This is a genomic window from Chitinophaga sp. Ak27, assembly GCF_012726295.1.
Classification (GTDB): domain Bacteria; phylum Bacteroidota; class Bacteroidia; order Chitinophagales; family Chitinophagaceae; genus Chitinophaga.
The window spans coordinates 271,511-287,408 of the sequence record NZ_JABAOB010000008.1 but is presented as its reverse complement, the minus strand read 5'-3'; the positions used below and the strand labels follow the sequence as shown (position 1 = coordinate 287,408).

16 protein-coding genes and 1 pseudogene are annotated in these 15,898 nt (G+C 47.3%); 4 read left to right on the top strand and 13 right to left on the bottom strand.

Going from position 1 to position 15,898, the window contains the following annotated elements; translation table 11 throughout:
• Window positions 1–55: 55 nt before the first annotated feature.
• Complete coding sequence (locus HGH90_RS25160) at window positions 56–832, bottom strand: fatty acid desaturase family protein (RefSeq protein WP_169192129.1); 777 nt, start codon at window positions 830–832, stop codon at window positions 56–58.
• 149 nt (window positions 833–981) lie between these two features.
• On the opposite strand from HGH90_RS25160, the gene HGH90_RS25155 reads away from it, so the two are divergent.
• The 4 genes from HGH90_RS25155 (at window position 982) to HGH90_RS25140 (ending at window position 6,605) form a co-directional block, all read left to right on the top strand.
• Window positions 982–2,025, top strand: a complete 1,044-nt coding sequence (locus HGH90_RS25155; protein WP_169192128.1) for a sensor histidine kinase — start codon at window positions 982–984, stop codon at window positions 2,023–2,025.
• Window positions 2,022–2,732 carry a LytR/AlgR family response regulator transcription factor gene (locus tag HGH90_RS25150; protein ID WP_248277057.1) on the top strand — a complete coding sequence of 237 codons (711 nt, stop codon included), beginning with the start codon at window positions 2,022–2,024 and terminating at the stop codon, window positions 2,730–2,732. Before HGH90_RS25155 ends, HGH90_RS25150 begins: the two co-directional genes overlap by 4 nt.
• A 136-nt stretch (window positions 2,733–2,868) precedes the next feature.
• On the top strand, window positions 2,869–5,424 hold the full coding sequence (locus tag HGH90_RS25145) for an outer membrane beta-barrel family protein (protein ID WP_168766468.1): 2,556 nt from the start codon (window positions 2,869–2,871) through the stop codon (window positions 5,422–5,424).
• Between the two features lie 122 nt (window positions 5,425–5,546).
• Window positions 5,547–6,605, top strand: coding sequence for a hypothetical protein (locus HGH90_RS25140; protein WP_169192127.1), 1,059 nt, complete (start codon window positions 5,547–5,549; stop codon window positions 6,603–6,605).
• Between the two features lie 18 nt (window positions 6,606–6,623).
• On the opposite strand, the gene HGH90_RS25135 is transcribed toward HGH90_RS25140, so the two are convergent.
• The 12 genes and pseudogenes from HGH90_RS25135 to HGH90_RS25080 form a co-directional block, all read right to left on the bottom strand.
• The gene (locus HGH90_RS25135) at window positions 6,624–7,355 is read right to left on the bottom strand and encodes a metallophosphoesterase family protein (RefSeq protein ID WP_169192126.1); all 732 of its coding nucleotides are present in this window, start codon (window positions 7,353–7,355) and stop codon (window positions 6,624–6,626) included.
• 2 nt (window positions 7,356–7,357) lie between these two features.
• Window positions 7,358–7,909, bottom strand: coding sequence for a 2OG-Fe(II) oxygenase (locus HGH90_RS25130; RefSeq protein ID WP_169192125.1), 552 nt, complete (start codon window positions 7,907–7,909; stop codon window positions 7,358–7,360).
• Between the two features lie 5 nt (window positions 7,910–7,914).
• On the bottom strand, window positions 7,915–8,604 hold the full coding sequence (locus HGH90_RS25125; RefSeq protein ID WP_168766465.1) for an NUDIX hydrolase: 690 nt from the start codon (window positions 8,602–8,604) through the stop codon (window positions 7,915–7,917).
• A 148-nt stretch (window positions 8,605–8,752) separates the two neighbouring features.
• Window positions 8,753–9,454 carry a hypothetical protein gene (locus tag HGH90_RS25120; RefSeq protein ID WP_168766464.1) on the bottom strand — a complete coding sequence of 234 codons (702 nt, stop codon included), beginning with the start codon at window positions 9,452–9,454 and terminating at the stop codon, window positions 8,753–8,755.
• A complete protein-coding gene (locus HGH90_RS25115) occupies window positions 9,451–10,260 on the bottom strand; it encodes an urease accessory protein UreD (RefSeq protein WP_169192124.1) in 810 nt (269 codons plus the stop codon). Before HGH90_RS25115 ends, HGH90_RS25120 begins: the two co-directional genes overlap by 4 nt.
• 10 nt (window positions 10,261–10,270) lie before the next feature.
• Window positions 10,271–10,909 carry an urease accessory protein UreG gene (gene ureG / locus HGH90_RS25110; RefSeq protein ID WP_169192123.1) on the bottom strand — a complete coding sequence of 213 codons (639 nt, stop codon included), beginning with the start codon at window positions 10,907–10,909 and terminating at the stop codon, window positions 10,271–10,273.
• Between the two features lie 18 nt (window positions 10,910–10,927).
• Window positions 10,928–11,617 (bottom strand): urease accessory protein UreF, encoded by a 690-nt coding sequence (locus HGH90_RS25105; protein WP_168766461.1) that lies wholly within the window; start codon window positions 11,615–11,617, stop codon window positions 10,928–10,930.
• Window positions 11,618–11,620: 3 nt separating this feature from the next.
• Window positions 11,621–12,127: an urease accessory protein UreE gene (gene ureE, locus HGH90_RS25100; protein ID WP_168766460.1), complete on the bottom strand. Its 507-nt coding sequence runs from the start codon at window positions 12,125–12,127 to the stop codon at window positions 11,621–11,623.
• A 10-nt stretch (window positions 12,128–12,137) separates the two neighbouring features.
• Complete coding sequence (ureC, locus tag HGH90_RS25095; protein WP_168766459.1) at window positions 12,138–13,859, bottom strand: urease subunit alpha; 1,722 nt, start codon at window positions 13,857–13,859, stop codon at window positions 12,138–12,140.
• 71 nt (window positions 13,860–13,930) lie between these two features.
• Window positions 13,931–14,230 (bottom strand): annotated as a pseudogene (gene ureB / locus HGH90_RS25090) (urease subunit beta); the annotation flags it as partial.
• A gap of 18 nt (window positions 14,231–14,248) precedes the next feature.
• Window positions 14,249–14,551: an urease subunit gamma gene (ureA, locus tag HGH90_RS25085; RefSeq protein WP_145675032.1), complete on the bottom strand. Its 303-nt coding sequence runs from the start codon at window positions 14,549–14,551 to the stop codon at window positions 14,249–14,251.
• Between the two features lie 374 nt (window positions 14,552–14,925).
• Entirely contained in the window at window positions 14,926–15,876 is a 951-nt protein-coding gene (locus tag HGH90_RS25080) for a DUF6607 family protein (protein ID WP_168766457.1), read from the bottom strand.
• Window positions 15,877–15,898 lie beyond the last annotated feature (22 nt).

The window sequence follows — 15,898 nt, the reverse complement described above, 5'->3', positions numbered from 1 at the left end:
GCAAAGTTCTTCTCCACAATAGTTTTTTGCTTTGTGCTTTCGGCCTTACACTCCTTTAAAATGTGTTCTTCTTTTCCAGCTCAGGCATCGCATCATCTATACGCCTGCTCAATTCCGGCAACTTAATAGTTGGCACCGCCGGAAAGAGGTGATGTTCCAGGTGATAAAACATGCTAAATGTAATTTTATTCTTCCAGCCAGAACGCTGCGTTCTCGCAATGGTGTGGTGATCACAATCATGGTGCACACTCCATACGGCAAAAAACGCCATCAGGAATTCACCCACCACCATTACAATAATATGATATACCAGAAAGTATACCTGGAAGTAAAATACCATTCCCGTAAACAACGCTATGGCGGCCAGCTCCAGCAACATATTGCGACGATATTTTTTATTGCCCAGCTGCCAGGTAATCCGGTGTATCAGCCACATGTGCTTAGGTCCGTACAAGATGGCGCCCCAGGCGCTCATACCGGCCGACTTACCTTCATAATCTTCTTCCGATAAACAATACTTGTGATGACGGATATGATTATATTTTACGGCATGAATAGACGCCATCATCAGGATACTATTCAAAAACAAGGTAAGCCAGGTAAGCTTTTTATGGGTGCCGAGCGACTGGTGAAAACCATTGTGCACTTGCCGCAATGCTGTCAGGAAAAACAGCCCCGAAAATGGAAGGGCCAGAACATAATAACCGTAGTAGGCAAGCACCCAGGAAGCCAAAGCCCAAGGGATAGAAATATTATTTTCGATGAGCATTTCCCGGATAGACAAGCGGGTCAAGTCTTTCCAGGCAATCCGGCGGGTAATATCAGCTGTCATATATCAGCGTTTTAGTACAGTGAGGTAATGGGAATTGCAATTATAAAATTAAGACTTAATTTAATATCACAGTTGCGTTGGTCGAAGAAATATCCGGGTTGGTCGCAACTCGCACACATGATAAATATATAAATTCCTAATTTGCCGCCATGAAACGGGAATGGTATCAACAAAAATGGGTTACTATAGCACTCCATACTTTAGGATGGCTCGCATTTATTTCACTGCCCTACCTGTTACATCCCTCGTCAGATACGCATGCGCAGGAACGCATGAATGAGAAACCTAAGTGGGAGCTGTATATGTACTTTACAGACCTGGTGATGATTACCTTCTTCTACCTGAATGCCTGGGTGTTTATTCCCCGGCTGCTCAACAAAAAAAAGGTGGTAAAATACACGCTGTCCGTGCTGGCAGTATTTGTTTTTATGATGACGGCGCGGTATGAGTTTGAAGTCCTTTTCCTGAATCCTCATGTGATAGATATCAGACCCGCTATTCTTTTCACGTTGCTCGTATTTTTCTTCATATGGTCTACCAGTACAGCATTCCAGATGATTGTAGATAAAGTACGGCAGGAAAGACAAACCAGCGCCCGGGAAAACGAAAACCTGAAAACTGAATTATCGTTGCTCCGCTCCCAGGTGAGCCCTCATTTCATGTTTAATGTACTCAACAACATGGTGTCGCTGGCCCGTAAAAAATCGGATGTGCTGGAACCCTCGCTGATCAAGCTGTCGTCGTTAATGCGGTACATGTTGTACGAAGCCGACGAAGACAAAGTGCCGCTGCAGAAAGAAGCAGAATACCTGCAAAGTTATATTGACCTGCAACAACAGCGTTTCGGAAAAAACGTAACGATTAACGTCTCACTGGAAGTAAGTAATAATACTTATGAGATAGCACCTATGTTGCTCATTCCTTTTGTGGAAAACGCGTTTAAACATGGTACCGGATTAATATCCGATGCGCAGATAGATATCCAATTATATACCCGCCCGGGGATACTCTTTTTTTCTGTGCGCAACAAATACAATCCTGTTTCTTCGGAAGTGAAGGATAAAACCAGCGGGATAGGGCTTGTGAACGTCAAAAGACGCTTAAATTTGCTGTACGGCGAAGAGTATGTGTTGCATATCGATAAAAAAGAGGATTGGTTTATAGTTTCCTTACAATTAAATCTACCCGGATGATGAAATGTATTGCCATAGACGATGAGCCATTGGCGCTGGACCTGCTGGAAGACAACATCAGCATGGTACCTTACCTGCAGCTCACAGGCAAATGCCAAAATGCCTTTGAAGCTATGGAAATACTGCGTCATCAATCGGTAGACCTGATATTTCTCGATATACAAATGCCCGGACTTACCGGCCTGCAATTCCTGGAATCGCTGCCCAATAAACCGATGGTAATCCTGATTACCGCTTACGAAAAGTATGCATTGGAAGGTTTTAACCTGGCAGTAACCGACTACCTCGTAAAACCGGTATCGCTGGAACGCTTTGTCAGGGCCTGCAATAAGGCGCAGGAGCTCTTCCTGTTGAAATCGGGCAGTAAAGCCCACCGGGAGCAGGCAGACTTCTTCTTTGTGAATGTAGATTACAGCCTGCTGAAAGTAGTATTTGCAGATATCACCTGGATTGAAGGACTGAAAGACTATGTAAAAATACATCTCCAGGGCAACCCTAAACCCGTGATAACCCGTATGAGTATCAAAGGGTTGGAAGAACAGTTACCTCCGGCAAAGTTTATCCGTATCCATAAGTCGCATATTGTATCTGTAGGGGCTATTACCGCCATCCGGAAGAACAATGTCTTCCTGGATGAAATGGAATTACCCGTGGGAGATACTTACCGGGATTCCGTATATGCGCTAGCCGGAAAATCAAGTCAGTAAGGGATTACAAGCTTTTCCTTCTCGTAAAAACGTTCCCGGAATCCGCATTTCGTAGACATATTTTTCCCGCTCATCTCATTTATTTTATTTAATCCACCAACGCGGTATACTTTTGCATCTCTGAATTTTAAATAAAATGTACAAGATCTACTCGTTAATCGCCCTGTTTTTGCTTACCGTCTCTGCCTGGGCACAGGCCCCCGCTGGCGCTGGCGCCAGAATGCCCATGGGGATGAGCGGACATGTTTATGGAAAAATTATTGACCCAGATGGAAAACCCGTTGCTTACGCTTCTGTAATTATCCTGCAAAACCGCATGGATACTGTTAGCAAAAAAATGAAGGAAAAACTGCTGAAAGGCGCACTCACTAAAGGCAATGGTGAATTCAGCCTGGATGAGTTGCCGGGCAGGGGCCCACTCAAACTGCGGATCACGGCTACCGGCTACAAAACGGTAGAGCAACCCGTTACCTTTCCGCCTTTCGACAAAGACCTGGGTAACATTAAGCTGGCGGTCAGCACCACTCAATTACAGGGTGTAACTGTTGCCGGTACTAAACCCATTATGCAGATGGATATCGATAAAAAGGTATTCAACGTGGAGAAGAATATCGTGAGCGCCGGCGGTACGGCCCTCGATGTAATGAAAAACGTACCGTCTGTTAACGTAGACATCGACGGAAATGTAACCCTGCGTAACGCAGCGCCACAGCTCTACATCGATGGACGCCCCACCACGCTGACACTGGAACAGATCCCTGCCGATGCGATCGAAAACGTGGAAGTAATTACCAATCCTTCCGCTAAATACGATGCTTCCGGCGGCAGCGCAGGTATCCTCAATATCGTGCTAAAAAAGAACCGCAAAACCGGTTACAACGGTAATATCCGCGCGGGTGTGGACAAACGCGGCGCTCTCAACGGCGGCGGCGACTTCAACCTCCGCCAGGACAAAGTAAATATCAGCGCCAGCGTAATGGGCAACCAGATGAAAGGACGTACCAATGGTACCACCGATCGTGATAATTTCGGAGATATACCGCACACCCTCATCAACCAGGAAAATGCCAACAAAACCAATGGTGGCTTCATTTTTGGCAAACTGGGGCTCGACTGGTTCGTTACCAACCGCACTACCCTGTCTATCGCAGGCATTAAGGTGCATGGAGAAATGAACCCCACCGAAAGAATTGATATCAACAGCGACACGCTGTTGAATCCAGTTACCCATGGCTTCAGTCAACGGAATTCCAGCTCACATAATAAATTTAATGCCAATGGATTAGTACTGGGCATGAAACACCTGTTCCCTAAAGAAGGAGAAGAACTGACAGCCGATTTCAACTATTTCGGCGGTAAAAGCAACAACAACTCCGACTATAGAACAGACCGGTATGCCGTTGATAAAAACAATATTACCGGCAGCGATATCCAGCAGATCCTGGGTGGCGGCTCTGTGAGCTTCATGACCATCCAAACGGATTATGTAAAGCCTTTCCGTGGCAAGCTGAAACTGGAAACAGGTTTGAGAGCTTCCATCCGCACTACGAAAAGCAACTTCAATAATTATATGATGGATCCAGAAACGGGTAAGTATATCCTGATTCCGGCAGCCTCTAATAATTATAAAAATAATGACAACGTATATGCGGCCTATGCCAGCATTTCCAATACCATTAAGAACTTTGGCTATAAGGTAGGACTGCGTGCAGAAAGCTCCAGCTATACCGGCGACCTGCTCAATAATGGTCAGCACTTCAGCAACAGCTACCCGGTAAGCCTGTTTCCTTCCATATTTTTAAGCCAGAAGCTGAAACATGACCAGGAGCTGCAGGTAAGCTATACCCGCAGGATTAACCGGCCTAATTTCTTCCAACTGATACCATTTACCGATTCAACGGATAAGCTGAACATCACGAAAGGTAACCCGGGCCTGGTGCCGGAGTTCACCCAGTCAATGGAAATGTCGTACCTGAAAACGTTCAAGGGCAACAACACCTTGCTGGCATCTCTCTACTACCGTCATACCAACAACCTGATTACCCGTTACCTGACTAATGAAACCGACCCGGTAAACAACCAGAAAATCCTGGTCAACACGTATATCAACGCCAACTCCAGCTATTCTGCCGGTGCTGAAGTTACCGCCATGAATACCATTACCAAGTGGTGGAATATGTCGACCAACGTGAATATCTACAATTCCAAAATCAATACGGATAATGTAGCACAGTCGCAGGATGCCCTCTGGAGCTGGTTTGGAAAGCTCAACAACACGTTTAAACTACCCGCTAATTTCGAGGTGCAGCTTACCGGTACTTACCAATCTAAAACCAACCTCCCGGTAAACGACAATAAAGGCGGCCCGCAAAACGGCCCAATGTTCGGTCAGTCGCAAAACGCCTCCCAAGGGTATATTGCCTCCTTCTGGGGTGTAGATGCTGCTATCAAAAAGAGTTTCCTGAAAAACAATGCCGCCTCCGTAACGCTGAGCGTGAACGATATTTTCAGAACCCGCTGGTCAGATCAGTACTCTGAAAGCGCTTACTTCACACAGTACTACAGCCGTTTGCGCGACCCGCAAATGATTCGCCTCAACTTTGCTTACCGGTTTGGTAAAATAGATGCCAGCCTGTTCAAGAGAAAGAATATGGGCGCAGGCATGCAGGGAATGCAGGAAGTGATTCAATAAGAAGTTGTCTGTTATATTTTAAGCGCCGGAATGCGAGGGGAAGCCTAAGCATTCCGGCCTTTTTATTTCTATTTTTTTCCGCTATCTTCAAGCTTTATTATATAACCAATATTCTCTACACCATGAAATGTAAATTGTTGTTAACTTCCCTGTTTGTCATGTCCGCTATTGGAAGTTATGCCCAAATCCAGAACTCCACTGCGCTGCAAACGAATGCTAATTTCAACATTGATGGTACCGGAAGTGCGAGGGCGTTTTATACCTCCGATAGTACCATTAGCTCTGGCAGAGGGCATTATATCATCCGGCAAAAAGGGTCGTTCCGCTGGGCTATAGGAACCTTTACAACTGAAAATGGAACAGAAGGCCAGGGCAGTGATTTTTCGTTGTTCAGCTATAACAATGGTGGCAGCTACCGGGGAAATTATCTCACTATTTTGAGAACAAATGGGGCGGTAGGGATCAATACTTCTGCAGCTACGGCCCAACTGCATGTCAACGCCCAGCCTACTGCTACGGTGGCTAAGTTTACGCTTAGCAATATTGCAGAAACGAATGCTGCTCTTACTATTACAAATGGTACCAGCAGCCCTGGTAATTTCATCACCGCTATTGTAGGTCGTTCCTATAGTCCAACCAGGCCTTTTGGCGTCATTCTGACCGGCGAGGCAGAGGATCTGGCTCCTCCAGCCAATGAACCTGCGGCAGCTGCAGTGGTAATAGATGGCAGAAGTAAAGTAGGTAGCCGTTTAAGCGTTGGCAATGTATTTACCGTTGCCTCTTATGCCAACCCACTTGTGGTGGTAAAGGCCGATGGCAGCATGGGCATAGGTACACTCACCACCGGTACCAACAAACTCGCCGTGGAAGGTACTATTGCTGCAAGAAGAATGAAAGTCACCCAGGCTACGCCCTGGCCCGACTATGTTTTCGAATCCAGCTACGCCCCTCCATCGCTGCAGGCAGTAGAAGCATTCATCAATAAAAACAAACACCTGCCGGATGTACCGTCAGCCAGTGAAATAGCGGAACAGGGGCAGGATGTAGGAGAAATGAATACCATTCTCCTGAAGAAAGTAGAGGAACTTACGTTACACCTGATATCCATGCAAAAGGAAATTACGGCGCTAAAAGATAGCAATAAAGCACTGGAAGAACAGGTAAAAAAGATACAACGTTAAATACTTTACAGGCCGGGATCAGGGATTCCGGCCTTTTTCATCCGGGTAAAACGATTGTACTATATCACTCTGCCATACTTCCTTGGTATCGATATTCATCGCAGAAATCTTGCCCATAAAGGCGGCGCCGGTGTCTACGTTATGTACATTACAGGCAATCATAGGTAGTACCTCGCCATAGTTAACACTGGGGGTATGGCCAATATAAATTTCATAAAACTGTAATAAACGTTTGGGATAAAACCGTGCATCGCGCGGCATTTGTGGATCAAGCGCCAGGGCTAACTCCCATAAACTACGGTCCCAGTATAGCATGGGAGCAAACCTTTCAAATTCGGGCCCATGTGTAGAGGTAAAGCCAGCGTGTACAAACAAGCGCTTCTGTGCATCAATGTAAAAAAGGCGCATGTCGTTGAAAAAGGCAGTATGCCTTTGCAGCTGCGAAGGGGATAGCTTTTCATAGCTGGCGATGGTGGCCGCGCCACCATTCCTCATCCAGGAGGCCTCCGGCATAATACCATTCAGCCAGGATTCACACCAGGCGTCATGATTACCTTTGATAAAAATACAGCGATAGGTCAACTCCAGCTCCATCAGGTACTCCAATACGCCGGCCGACTCCGACCAGCCATCTACATAGTCTCCTAAAAAAATTAGTGTATCAGCTTCTTTGGGCGCAATCCGTGCTATCAGTTGTTTCAAAGCTTTCAGCGCGCCGTGTATATCACCTATTACGTAGGTTGCGGACATGTTTAAAGTTGTTTGTACATAATATCCGTTCTCAGCACGTACTTCACACCAGCCGTCAACAGGGAGCCTTCATGCCGCAACGGATGATGAAAGATCAATGCGGTGCCGGTTTCCGGGCGAATAACTTCTCCGGACGCAAAGATGGTTTCTCCCCCGGTATATGCTTCGTTCAGATAGATCATAAAAGTATATTGGCTGGCTTCAAAACGGTTCCGCTCAAAACTCCCGTCCTTATGCATTTTAAAGCGTTGTCCGGGACTGTATTTATAAAAACGGAACAATTCGTTCAGGCCAACGGCTGTCCGGTTGTCTGTGCCTTCCGGCGCAAATTCCTTCAGACGCTCCCAGATAAAGGTAGCATATGCTTTATCCTTATACAATACCCTTTCATTATTTCGTACGCCTTTGATCAGGCGTTGTACGCCGTTACCCACGTCTACCATGGCTTCTTCATAGCCCAGGGCTTCACTTTTTTCGATCAACGCGCTGCATTCTTCCAAAGAAAAAAATTCACGAATCGTGAAAATACCGGGACTGTAAGTATATTTTTCCATCGTAGTTATGATTCTGTAGGTACATTAATCTGGAAATTGTTTTTCTTCAGGTGTTTGTTAAAGCGGTACAATTCAGGATGCCTGTTCTTCAGCCCTTCCCGCTTCATACCAGTGTTGATAACATATTCCGCATCCAGGATCTTCCGACGGAAATTGCGGCGGTCGAGTGTGGTATGCAGGATACATTCATATAACTCATGCAGCTCTGTGATGGTAAACAATTCATCCAACAACTCGAAGCCTACCGGATGATATAGTATTTTCGATTTCAGCCGCTGTAAGGCCGCCTTAAAAATGTGCTTATGGTCGAAACCCAACACCGGGAGCTTCCTTACATTAAACCATTTTACATCGTTGGCCATACTACCCGCCACGATTTTGAACTTGGCGGGATTGATAAGGGCATAATACCCCACGGCAATTACCCGTCCCCGGGGATCCCTGCCCGGGTCGTCGAAAGAATATAACTGCTCCAGGAATACCTCGTTCATGCCCAGCTTGGTTTGCAGGATACGGGAACAGGTGTCCAGGAAGGTTTCCTCCATCTGTAAAAAGCCTCCCGGCAATGTCCAACAGTCTTTAAACGGTTCCTCTTTACGGTTGAGCAGCAACACCGACAAGGTATTGTCGTGGTAACCAAATACAACCAGGTCTACGGCGAGAGAGGGGTTCCTATATTCGTGAAAAAGCTTCATGGGCTGTTTGCGTCAATATAACGTGAAGTAACAGCTTTTTCAGGAGAAAACCTAAATAAAAGGGATATAATCTGCCCTACTCCCCTCAGATAAGGGGAAACAGAAAGTTTCCGTTCATCCATTTAAATATCTTTTTTAATGGGAGAATTTACCAGCCAAGAAATACCATACCTATTCCACAGAGAGTCACCACTCCTCCTCCTATGGCATGTACGTACCGTTCGAGTTTATCTGTTTTAATGATAGAATAACCATAACAACCTATCAGTACCATGGCCAACATGGTAATAACAGTAACGATCGCAAAAACGCTGATCAGCACCATCACTTCCAGGGAAGAGCGATGTGCACCTGAATAGAACAACAGCGGCACCAGGGGTTCGCTGGGTCCCATCACAAAAATGGCAAACAATATCCAGGGTGTTACTTTCACCCTGTTCTGCGGGTATACTACTTCTCCATGTTTATGTTCATATACATAGATATCTCCTCCCTCATACACATCAAAATGCTTATGCGGTTTGTTCAGCCATGCCTGCCGCAGTCCCCATACCAGGTATACTGCCCCGAAGGCCAGCAGGCACCAGCCGGAAAGATTACCTCTCACATCGGTAAACCAGGCAAGTTTCGACAACTGCCATCCCAGCAATACACCTATCAATCCTATAATGACGGAACTAAAAATATGTCCTAAACCACAGAGGATGGTCCAGAAGATAGTTTTGGACATACTCCATTTCCTGGAGCGCGACAGCACAATAAAAGGCAGGTAGTGATCCGGTCCGGTGGCAGTATGCAAGCAACTGATGGTAACCGCCGATAGTATCAATGTTGTTAATCCAATATTCATAATACTTCCTTTATCGCCGCTACTACCACGGCTTTCCATAAATGTTGCTGTATTTTACGGAGACAGTTAAATAATTGCTCTCCACCATTGCCCAGTATCCTGACTACGGTGCTGTAAGGCCCGCTGACTGAGGCGCCGACAATAATCCCCTCCTCTTCTTCCAGTAAAGTATACAGCTGATCCGGTAAATCGGCCGCTACACCAGCGCCCGTATTCACATAAATGAGTGTGGCCTGGTGCGTATATCCTTCCATCTGCCCGATTGCCTCCATCGACAGCAATTGTGGCTGCAGCAACACATTGTCTTTTACAATCAGCTTATCGCCATAAAACACAGAAGTAACATTCTGAAAATGGCTGAAGCGGAATACTTCCCCCGAATGCTTGCGGCCACAGGTTACAATTTCACCGAAGGTGAGCTCGCAGTTGTCGCCCATCCGGATAATGTTGCGGCCTTTGAATATGGCATTTTCATGCGGCACCACCGGGTGCTGTACATAGCTGAATACACTATTGGGTTCCAGCGTAACCAGCTGCTGTTGCTGCGCACCGCGTTGCATATTGAACAGGCGCTGGTATGATTGTGACTGCAACTGCAACCGGCTGTTGCTTTCTACCTTAATATCAATATCGTAATGATCGCCATCCAATATCCCCGGCGAGGAGCTCATCACCATCAGGTACAACGAGGGATCTGTTTTGTGCTCCCCTACATTCGCCACCCGGAAAGGGCGCGTGAAGTAGGTGTCCCGCAAAAACGAGCGTCCATTCTTATACCCGCTTATTATACTCAGCTTGTTAATCATTCATATTGATTTATCTTACCAGCGCAGGTTCTGCAGCATCTTCCAGTAAGGCATATTTCTTAATCCAACCAATCACGGTGTCAAGCCCCTGTAACGACATCAGATTGGTAAACACGAAAGGCTTACCGGCGCGCATCTTGCGGGCATCGCGTTCCATCACGTCCAGGTCCGCATGTACATAGGGCGCCAGGTCTATTTTGTTGATCACCAGCAGGTCGGAGCGGGTAATGCCCGGGCCGCCTTTACGGGGAATCTTATCGCCTTCTGCCACATCAATCACAAAGATGGTAACATCGGCCAGGTCGGGGCTGAAGGTAGCAGACAGGTTGTCGCCACCACTTTCTATCAGGATCAGTTCTATTTCCGGGAAACGGGCAGCCATTTCATCCACTGCTTCCAGGTTCATGCTGGCATCCTCGCGGATAGCGGTGTGCGGACATCCGCCGGTTTCTACACCGATAATCCTTTCTTTAGGCAGCAGGCTGTTTTTGGTTAAGAACTCCGCATCTTCTTTGGTATAAATATCATTGGTGATCACCCCTATGCTATAAGTGTTCATCAGGTGCCTCGACAATCTTTCTATCAGGGCGGTTTTACCAGATCCTACGGGTCCGGCTACCCCTATTTTCACATATTTTCTGTCGCTCATAGTTAATTACTTTTTTTATTAAGACATATACAAGCGGGAGTACAATTTTTCGTGCTGCATACAGCGGATATCGAATCCTATATTGCAAACACCCACCAGTTCCCGGTCCAGGTGTATGGTTTTGTTTACCAGCTCCGCTATCACTGGTTGCAGGTCGAACAGGATATCCTGTCCTTCCAGCTGCCCCAGGGGCACAAGCTTTACGGCATTGGTGATCATCCCGATGGCAGCATTGTAATAAAAAGCGTATAATGCTTCGGTAAGCGGAATGTTCATGAGGGCGGCATACATACCATAAGTGAGGCAGTAGTGGCCTTCTGCTGTTTTGGCAGCAATAGCCGCAGCATATTCTTCTGCCAACCGACTGTTATATTTCCTGCTGAAAATTTTTATCAATCGTAGTCCCAGCTTCTGGCTGGCCTGCCTGATCTCTTTGGGCAACTTCAGCGCGCTCACTTCTTCATCCAGCAGCAACATGGTTGTAAGATCATTGCTGGTGGCCGCATTGTACGCCAGGCAAACAAAAGCGCCATCATTGTAATGCAGGTTGCCGGCAAGCATTTGCTGCACAAATGCTTTGGCAGAAGTTCTGTCATGTACCAGCCCGAGTTGCACATAGGTTTCCAGGCCATTGGAATGCGAATATCCGCCAATGGGCAAAGTTGGATCGCTGAGGTGCAACAGGCTGCCTAAAAACGGGTGTTGCATATGTTAACGTTCTTTTGCTGCCATGCCTAAAATTTTAGAAAACAACGAACTGCCGCCACCATGGCTATGTGGCTGTACGTTGGCGTTGAGCAGGTTGGTAAGTCGGGTATGCGCTTTCACGGTATCATAGCCACTAGCCGCCAGCCAGCGAAAAATAGGCTCTTCAAAAGGAATGAGCACCTGGTCGTTTTGTATAAAAACAGGCAGGTGTTTATTCCCAATCTCATAGCATATGCTGCCCATCTCCAGCAATGAGCGGGGAGTGACCACAATGGCATCGCTGGGCAGGATGTCTACCACTACTACTTTTTCGTCATCCATATACAGGATATCCCCGTGCTGCAGGCGCTGTCCTTCTTTCAGGAATTTAATGGCGATCTCCAGTCCGTCCTGTGTATGTTTGCGTTGTATACGTTTCGTCATTTCATACCACTCCAATTGCAACAGGTCTACCTTTCGGTTACCTGTTACAGTGGATGCAATATTGCCAGCTATCTTTTCTACGATCATACAGTTATTTTTAGAACAGGAAGTAACGTTGCGCTAAAGGCACAGTGCTTACCGGTTCGCAGGTGATCACCTCTCCGTCTACACGCACTTCATAATTTTCGGGATTCACGGTAATCTCCGGTGTTTTATCGTTATGGATCAGGTGCTTTTTAGTGATGGTTCTGCATCCTGAAACGGGCAACACCATTTTCTCGAGACCATACTTTTCTACAATACCTTTTTCGAGGGATACTTTAGATACGAAAGACACGCAGGTTTTGTGAATGGCTTTACCATATGCGCCGAACATAGTGCGTAGTATTACTGGCTGCGGCGTAGGAATAGACGCATTCGGATCGCCCATTTTGCTGGCGATGATCATACCGCCTTTGATAATCATTTCCGGTTTAGCTCCAAACAGGGCTGGTTTCCACAGCACGATATCCGCAATCTTACCAGGTTCCACGGAACCAACGTAGTTGGAAATGCCCTGTGCGATGGCGGGGTTGATAGTATATTTAGCCACATAGCGTTTAGCGCGGAAGTTATCGTTGCCTTTCCCGGCATCTTCCGGTAATGCACCCCGTTGCTTTTTCATTTTATCAGCGGTTTGCCAGGTGCGGGTCACTACCTCGCCTACACGACCCATGGCCTGGGAGTCGGAGCTCATCATGCTGAATACGCCCAGGTCATGCAGGATGTCTTCCGCAGCAATGGTTTCCGGGCGGATGCGGGAATCTGCAAAGGCCACATCTTCCGGGATGCTCTTACTGAGGTGGTGACATACCATCAGCATGTCCAGGTGTTCGTCGATCGTATTGACCGTATATGGGCGGGTAGGATTGGTAGATGCTGGCAGTACATTGGGGTACATGGCTGCTTTGATAATATCGGGTGCGTGACCGCCGCCGGCGCCTTCTGTGTGGAAGGTATGTATCACGCGACCGTTGATGGCATTCATGGTATCTTCCAGGAAGCCGGCTTCATTGAGCGTATCGGTGTGGATAGCCACCTGTACATCGTATTGGTCGGCCACTTTTAAGGCGGCGTCGATAACGGCAGGAGTAGCGCCCCAGTCCTCATGTATTTTTACGCCCAGCCCGCCTGCTTCTATTTGCTCGGCGATGGGGCCTTCGGTGGCGCAGTTGCCTTTTCCGAAGAAGCCCAGGTTCATCGGGAAAGAATCGGCTGCCTGCAGCATTCTTTCCATGAACCATTTACCGGGAGTTACGGTGGTGGCATTGGTGCCGTCTGCCGGGCCGGTACCGCCGCCGATCATGGTGGTGATGCCGCTGAACAGGGCGGTTTCTATCTGCTGCGGACTGATAAAGTGAATATGGGTATCAATTCCCCCGGCGGTGGCAATGAGGCCCTCGCCGCCATGTACTTCTGTACCGGCGCCAATGATCATATCGGGATGTACGCCATCCATGGTATCGGGATTCCCTGCCTGGCCAAAACCCACAATTTTTCCATTTTTGATGCCCAGGTCACCTTTTACGATCCCCCAATGATCGATCAAGATCACGTTGGTGATCACAAAATCCAGCACACCCTGATCGCTCGTAGCGGTGCTGGACTGGGCCATACCGTCTCTTACCGTTTTACCGCCGCCAAACTTGCTCTCATCGCCATACTCGTTAAAGTCCTTCTCTATCTCAATGATAATATCAGTATCGCCCAATCTTACTTTATCCCCCACGGTAGGGCCGTACATATTGGCGTACTTAACTCTGTTTATTTTCAGGCTCATTGTGCTTTGTTTTTAAAGTTTGCGGCCAACATTTTCGTCATCGCTTTTTCCTTACTGGCTTCCAGGGTGGCATCGCCATTTACCAGGTTGTTGATCCCAAATACGCGGCGGGCGCCGCCCAGTTCCACCAGCTCCACCTCTTTTTCCTCGCCGGGCTCGAAGCGAACAGCTGTACCGGCGGCGATATTGAGGCGCTTACCGAAAGCTTTCTCCCGGTCGAAACTCATTTTGCGGTTGATTTCAAAAAAGTGGCAGTGGGAACCTACCTGTACGGGGCGGTCAGCGGTGTTCACCACTTTTACCTTCACGGTTTTGCGGCCCACGTTGCATTCAATATCTCCTTCTCCTAAAAAATATTCTCCGGGAATCATATTGCGTAGTTTTACGTGTTAACGAATAGGATCATGAACGGTTACGAGTTTGGTTCCATCCGGGAAAGTGGCCTCTATCTGCACATCATGTATCATTTCAGGAATACCTTCCATGACGTCGTCCCGGGTGAGAATAGTAGCGCCGTATTGCATCAGCTCTGCTACTGATTTCCCGTCCCTGGCAGCTTCCAGCAGGTGGCTGCTGATGTAGGCGATAGACTCAGGATAATTGAGTTTAAGGCCGCGGGCCTTTCGTTTAGCGGCCAGTTCGCCGGCCAGATGAAGCAGGAGCTTCTCCGTTTCGCGGGGAGTTAAATGCATATATTAATTTTGTGAATGACAATAAAAAACTGGTATCCGTTATATTTTTTTAGAAATATACAGATAATGGCGCGTAAATCATATCTACTTTTATCATATATAAAAATGAAGCAACGGCCCTTCTGCCTTCTGAAACAGCTGATGATCGCATAAATAAGAAGCGGCGCATGTTTGCACATGCACCGCTTCTTTTATTTGGACCCGGGATAGGAATATTCCAGTCATTTCATAACCTACAACTGTTACACTGTTAAAGTAACAAGTTGCAAAGATAGGTCGCAAATGGCAAATAAAAAGGTGTGCTAACCCCAAGGTTACCAGCAAAAAAAAACCGCAACCAGGAATGACTGCGGTGACTTTTCTTATCCACTCGTTTATCGTTGTAAACTCAACTCTTTATTAGTAGCAAACTGTTGCAGGGTAGCAACAACTTCTTTTTCCAGCGCGGCGCCGGTCAGTTCCTTGCGCAATGCCTTCTCTTCCAGTGCTGCCATTACCTTATACAGTGGTTCATTGTTCACTTTCCGCCGGAGGTGGATGGTACTGCTGCTGCCATACACGTTATCCCAACTCTTACGCACTACCGCCCAGAAAGCCTGGTTTTGTTCCCACCAGGCTTTTGCCAGCTTGCACCTGTTTTCATCGGTACGGTTATAGGTATTGAGTCCTTTCTCACCTACGATTATTTTATCGGTACCGTTTGCACGCACTACTTTCAGGTTGTCCTGCTCATGGATAGAGCCCGTAGCAGTAATTTCATGGTGATTGGTACGGTGTAATACGTTGTAGTCTTTGCGGGTGGTGTATTCCCGCCGGGGCAGCGGCGCATCGCTGGCCGATTCCCAATAATGACGACCATCTGCATGCACCCAGGTAGCGGAGCCTTCGTAGCGGGGCTCATCATCCACACCATATACTTTTTGGGTCCATTGTCCTTTCACCTGTGTCGCGGGCAGGGTTACTTTCTTCCACGCGTCGTCTTTATCATACGCCAGCAGTTGCTGGTTTTCGTATAGCCAGTCTTCCGTCCAATGCTTGATCACCATACTATCAGCAATCAGCAGGTGCTGCAATATAATGCGGTTCTTGTCTTCCGCGGCTACCGTCACATATTCTACCGCATCGGTAATTTTATGGTATCCTTTAGGCTTATAGCTGGTATCGGCCGGGAAGGTTTCGGTATACTCAAAGGTTACTTCCTGGCATCCGCACATGCTTTTTATAGCGGCCTTGTCCTGTGCCAGTTTGTTGCCGCCTGTCTGTTGTGCGGAAGCTGTCCATGCCAGGCATATGCTGGCCATGGTAAAGGTAATGATGTGTTTCATGCTATTTAAGTTGAGTAACAGG

Excerpts from the sequence above, each read along its gene's own strand:
- HGH90_RS25150 (WP_248277057.1), top strand. The coding sequence starts at position 2,022 with ATGATGAAATGTATTGCCATAGACGATGAGCCATTGGCGCTGGACCTG.
- HGH90_RS25120 (WP_168766464.1), bottom strand. The coding sequence starts at position 9,454 with ATGAATATTGGATTAACAACATTGATACTATCGGCGGTTACCATCAGT.
- HGH90_RS25160 (WP_169192129.1), bottom strand. The coding sequence starts at position 832 with ATGACAGCTGATATTACCCGCCGGATTGCCTGGAAAGACTTGACCCGC.
- ureC (WP_168766459.1), bottom strand. The coding sequence starts at position 13,859 with ATGAGCCTGAAAATAAACAGAGTTAAGTACGCCAATATGTACGGCCCT.
- HGH90_RS25135 (WP_169192126.1), bottom strand. The coding sequence starts at position 7,355 with ATGTCCGCAACCTACGTAATAGGTGATATACACGGCGCGCTGAAAGCT.
- ureG (WP_169192123.1), bottom strand. The coding sequence starts at position 10,909 with ATGAGCGACAGAAAATATGTGAAAATAGGGGTAGCCGGACCCGTAGGA.
- HGH90_RS25130 (WP_169192125.1), bottom strand. The coding sequence starts at position 7,909 with ATGGAAAAATATACTTACAGTCCCGGTATTTTCACGATTCGTGAATTT.
- HGH90_RS25140 (WP_169192127.1), top strand. The coding sequence starts at position 5,547 with ATGAAATGTAAATTGTTGTTAACTTCCCTGTTTGTCATGTCCGCTATT.
- ureE (WP_168766460.1), bottom strand. The coding sequence starts at position 12,127 with ATGATCGTAGAAAAGATAGCTGGCAATATTGCATCCACTGTAACAGGT.
- HGH90_RS25145 (WP_168766468.1), top strand. The coding sequence starts at position 2,869 with ATGTACAAGATCTACTCGTTAATCGCCCTGTTTTTGCTTACCGTCTCT.
- ureA (WP_145675032.1), bottom strand. The coding sequence starts at position 14,551 with ATGCATTTAACTCCCCGCGAAACGGAGAAGCTCCTGCTTCATCTGGCC.
- HGH90_RS25155 (WP_169192128.1), top strand. The coding sequence starts at position 982 with ATGAAACGGGAATGGTATCAACAAAAATGGGTTACTATAGCACTCCAT.
- HGH90_RS25105 (WP_168766461.1), bottom strand. The coding sequence starts at position 11,617 with ATGCAACACCCGTTTTTAGGCAGCCTGTTGCACCTCAGCGATCCAACT.
- HGH90_RS25080 (WP_168766457.1), bottom strand. The coding sequence starts at position 15,876 with ATGAAACACATCATTACCTTTACCATGGCCAGCATATGCCTGGCATGG.
- HGH90_RS25115 (WP_169192124.1), bottom strand. The coding sequence starts at position 10,260 with ATGATTAACAAGCTGAGTATAATAAGCGGGTATAAGAATGGACGCTCG.
- HGH90_RS25125 (WP_168766465.1), bottom strand. The coding sequence starts at position 8,604 with ATGAAGCTTTTTCACGAATATAGGAACCCCTCTCTCGCCGTAGACCTG.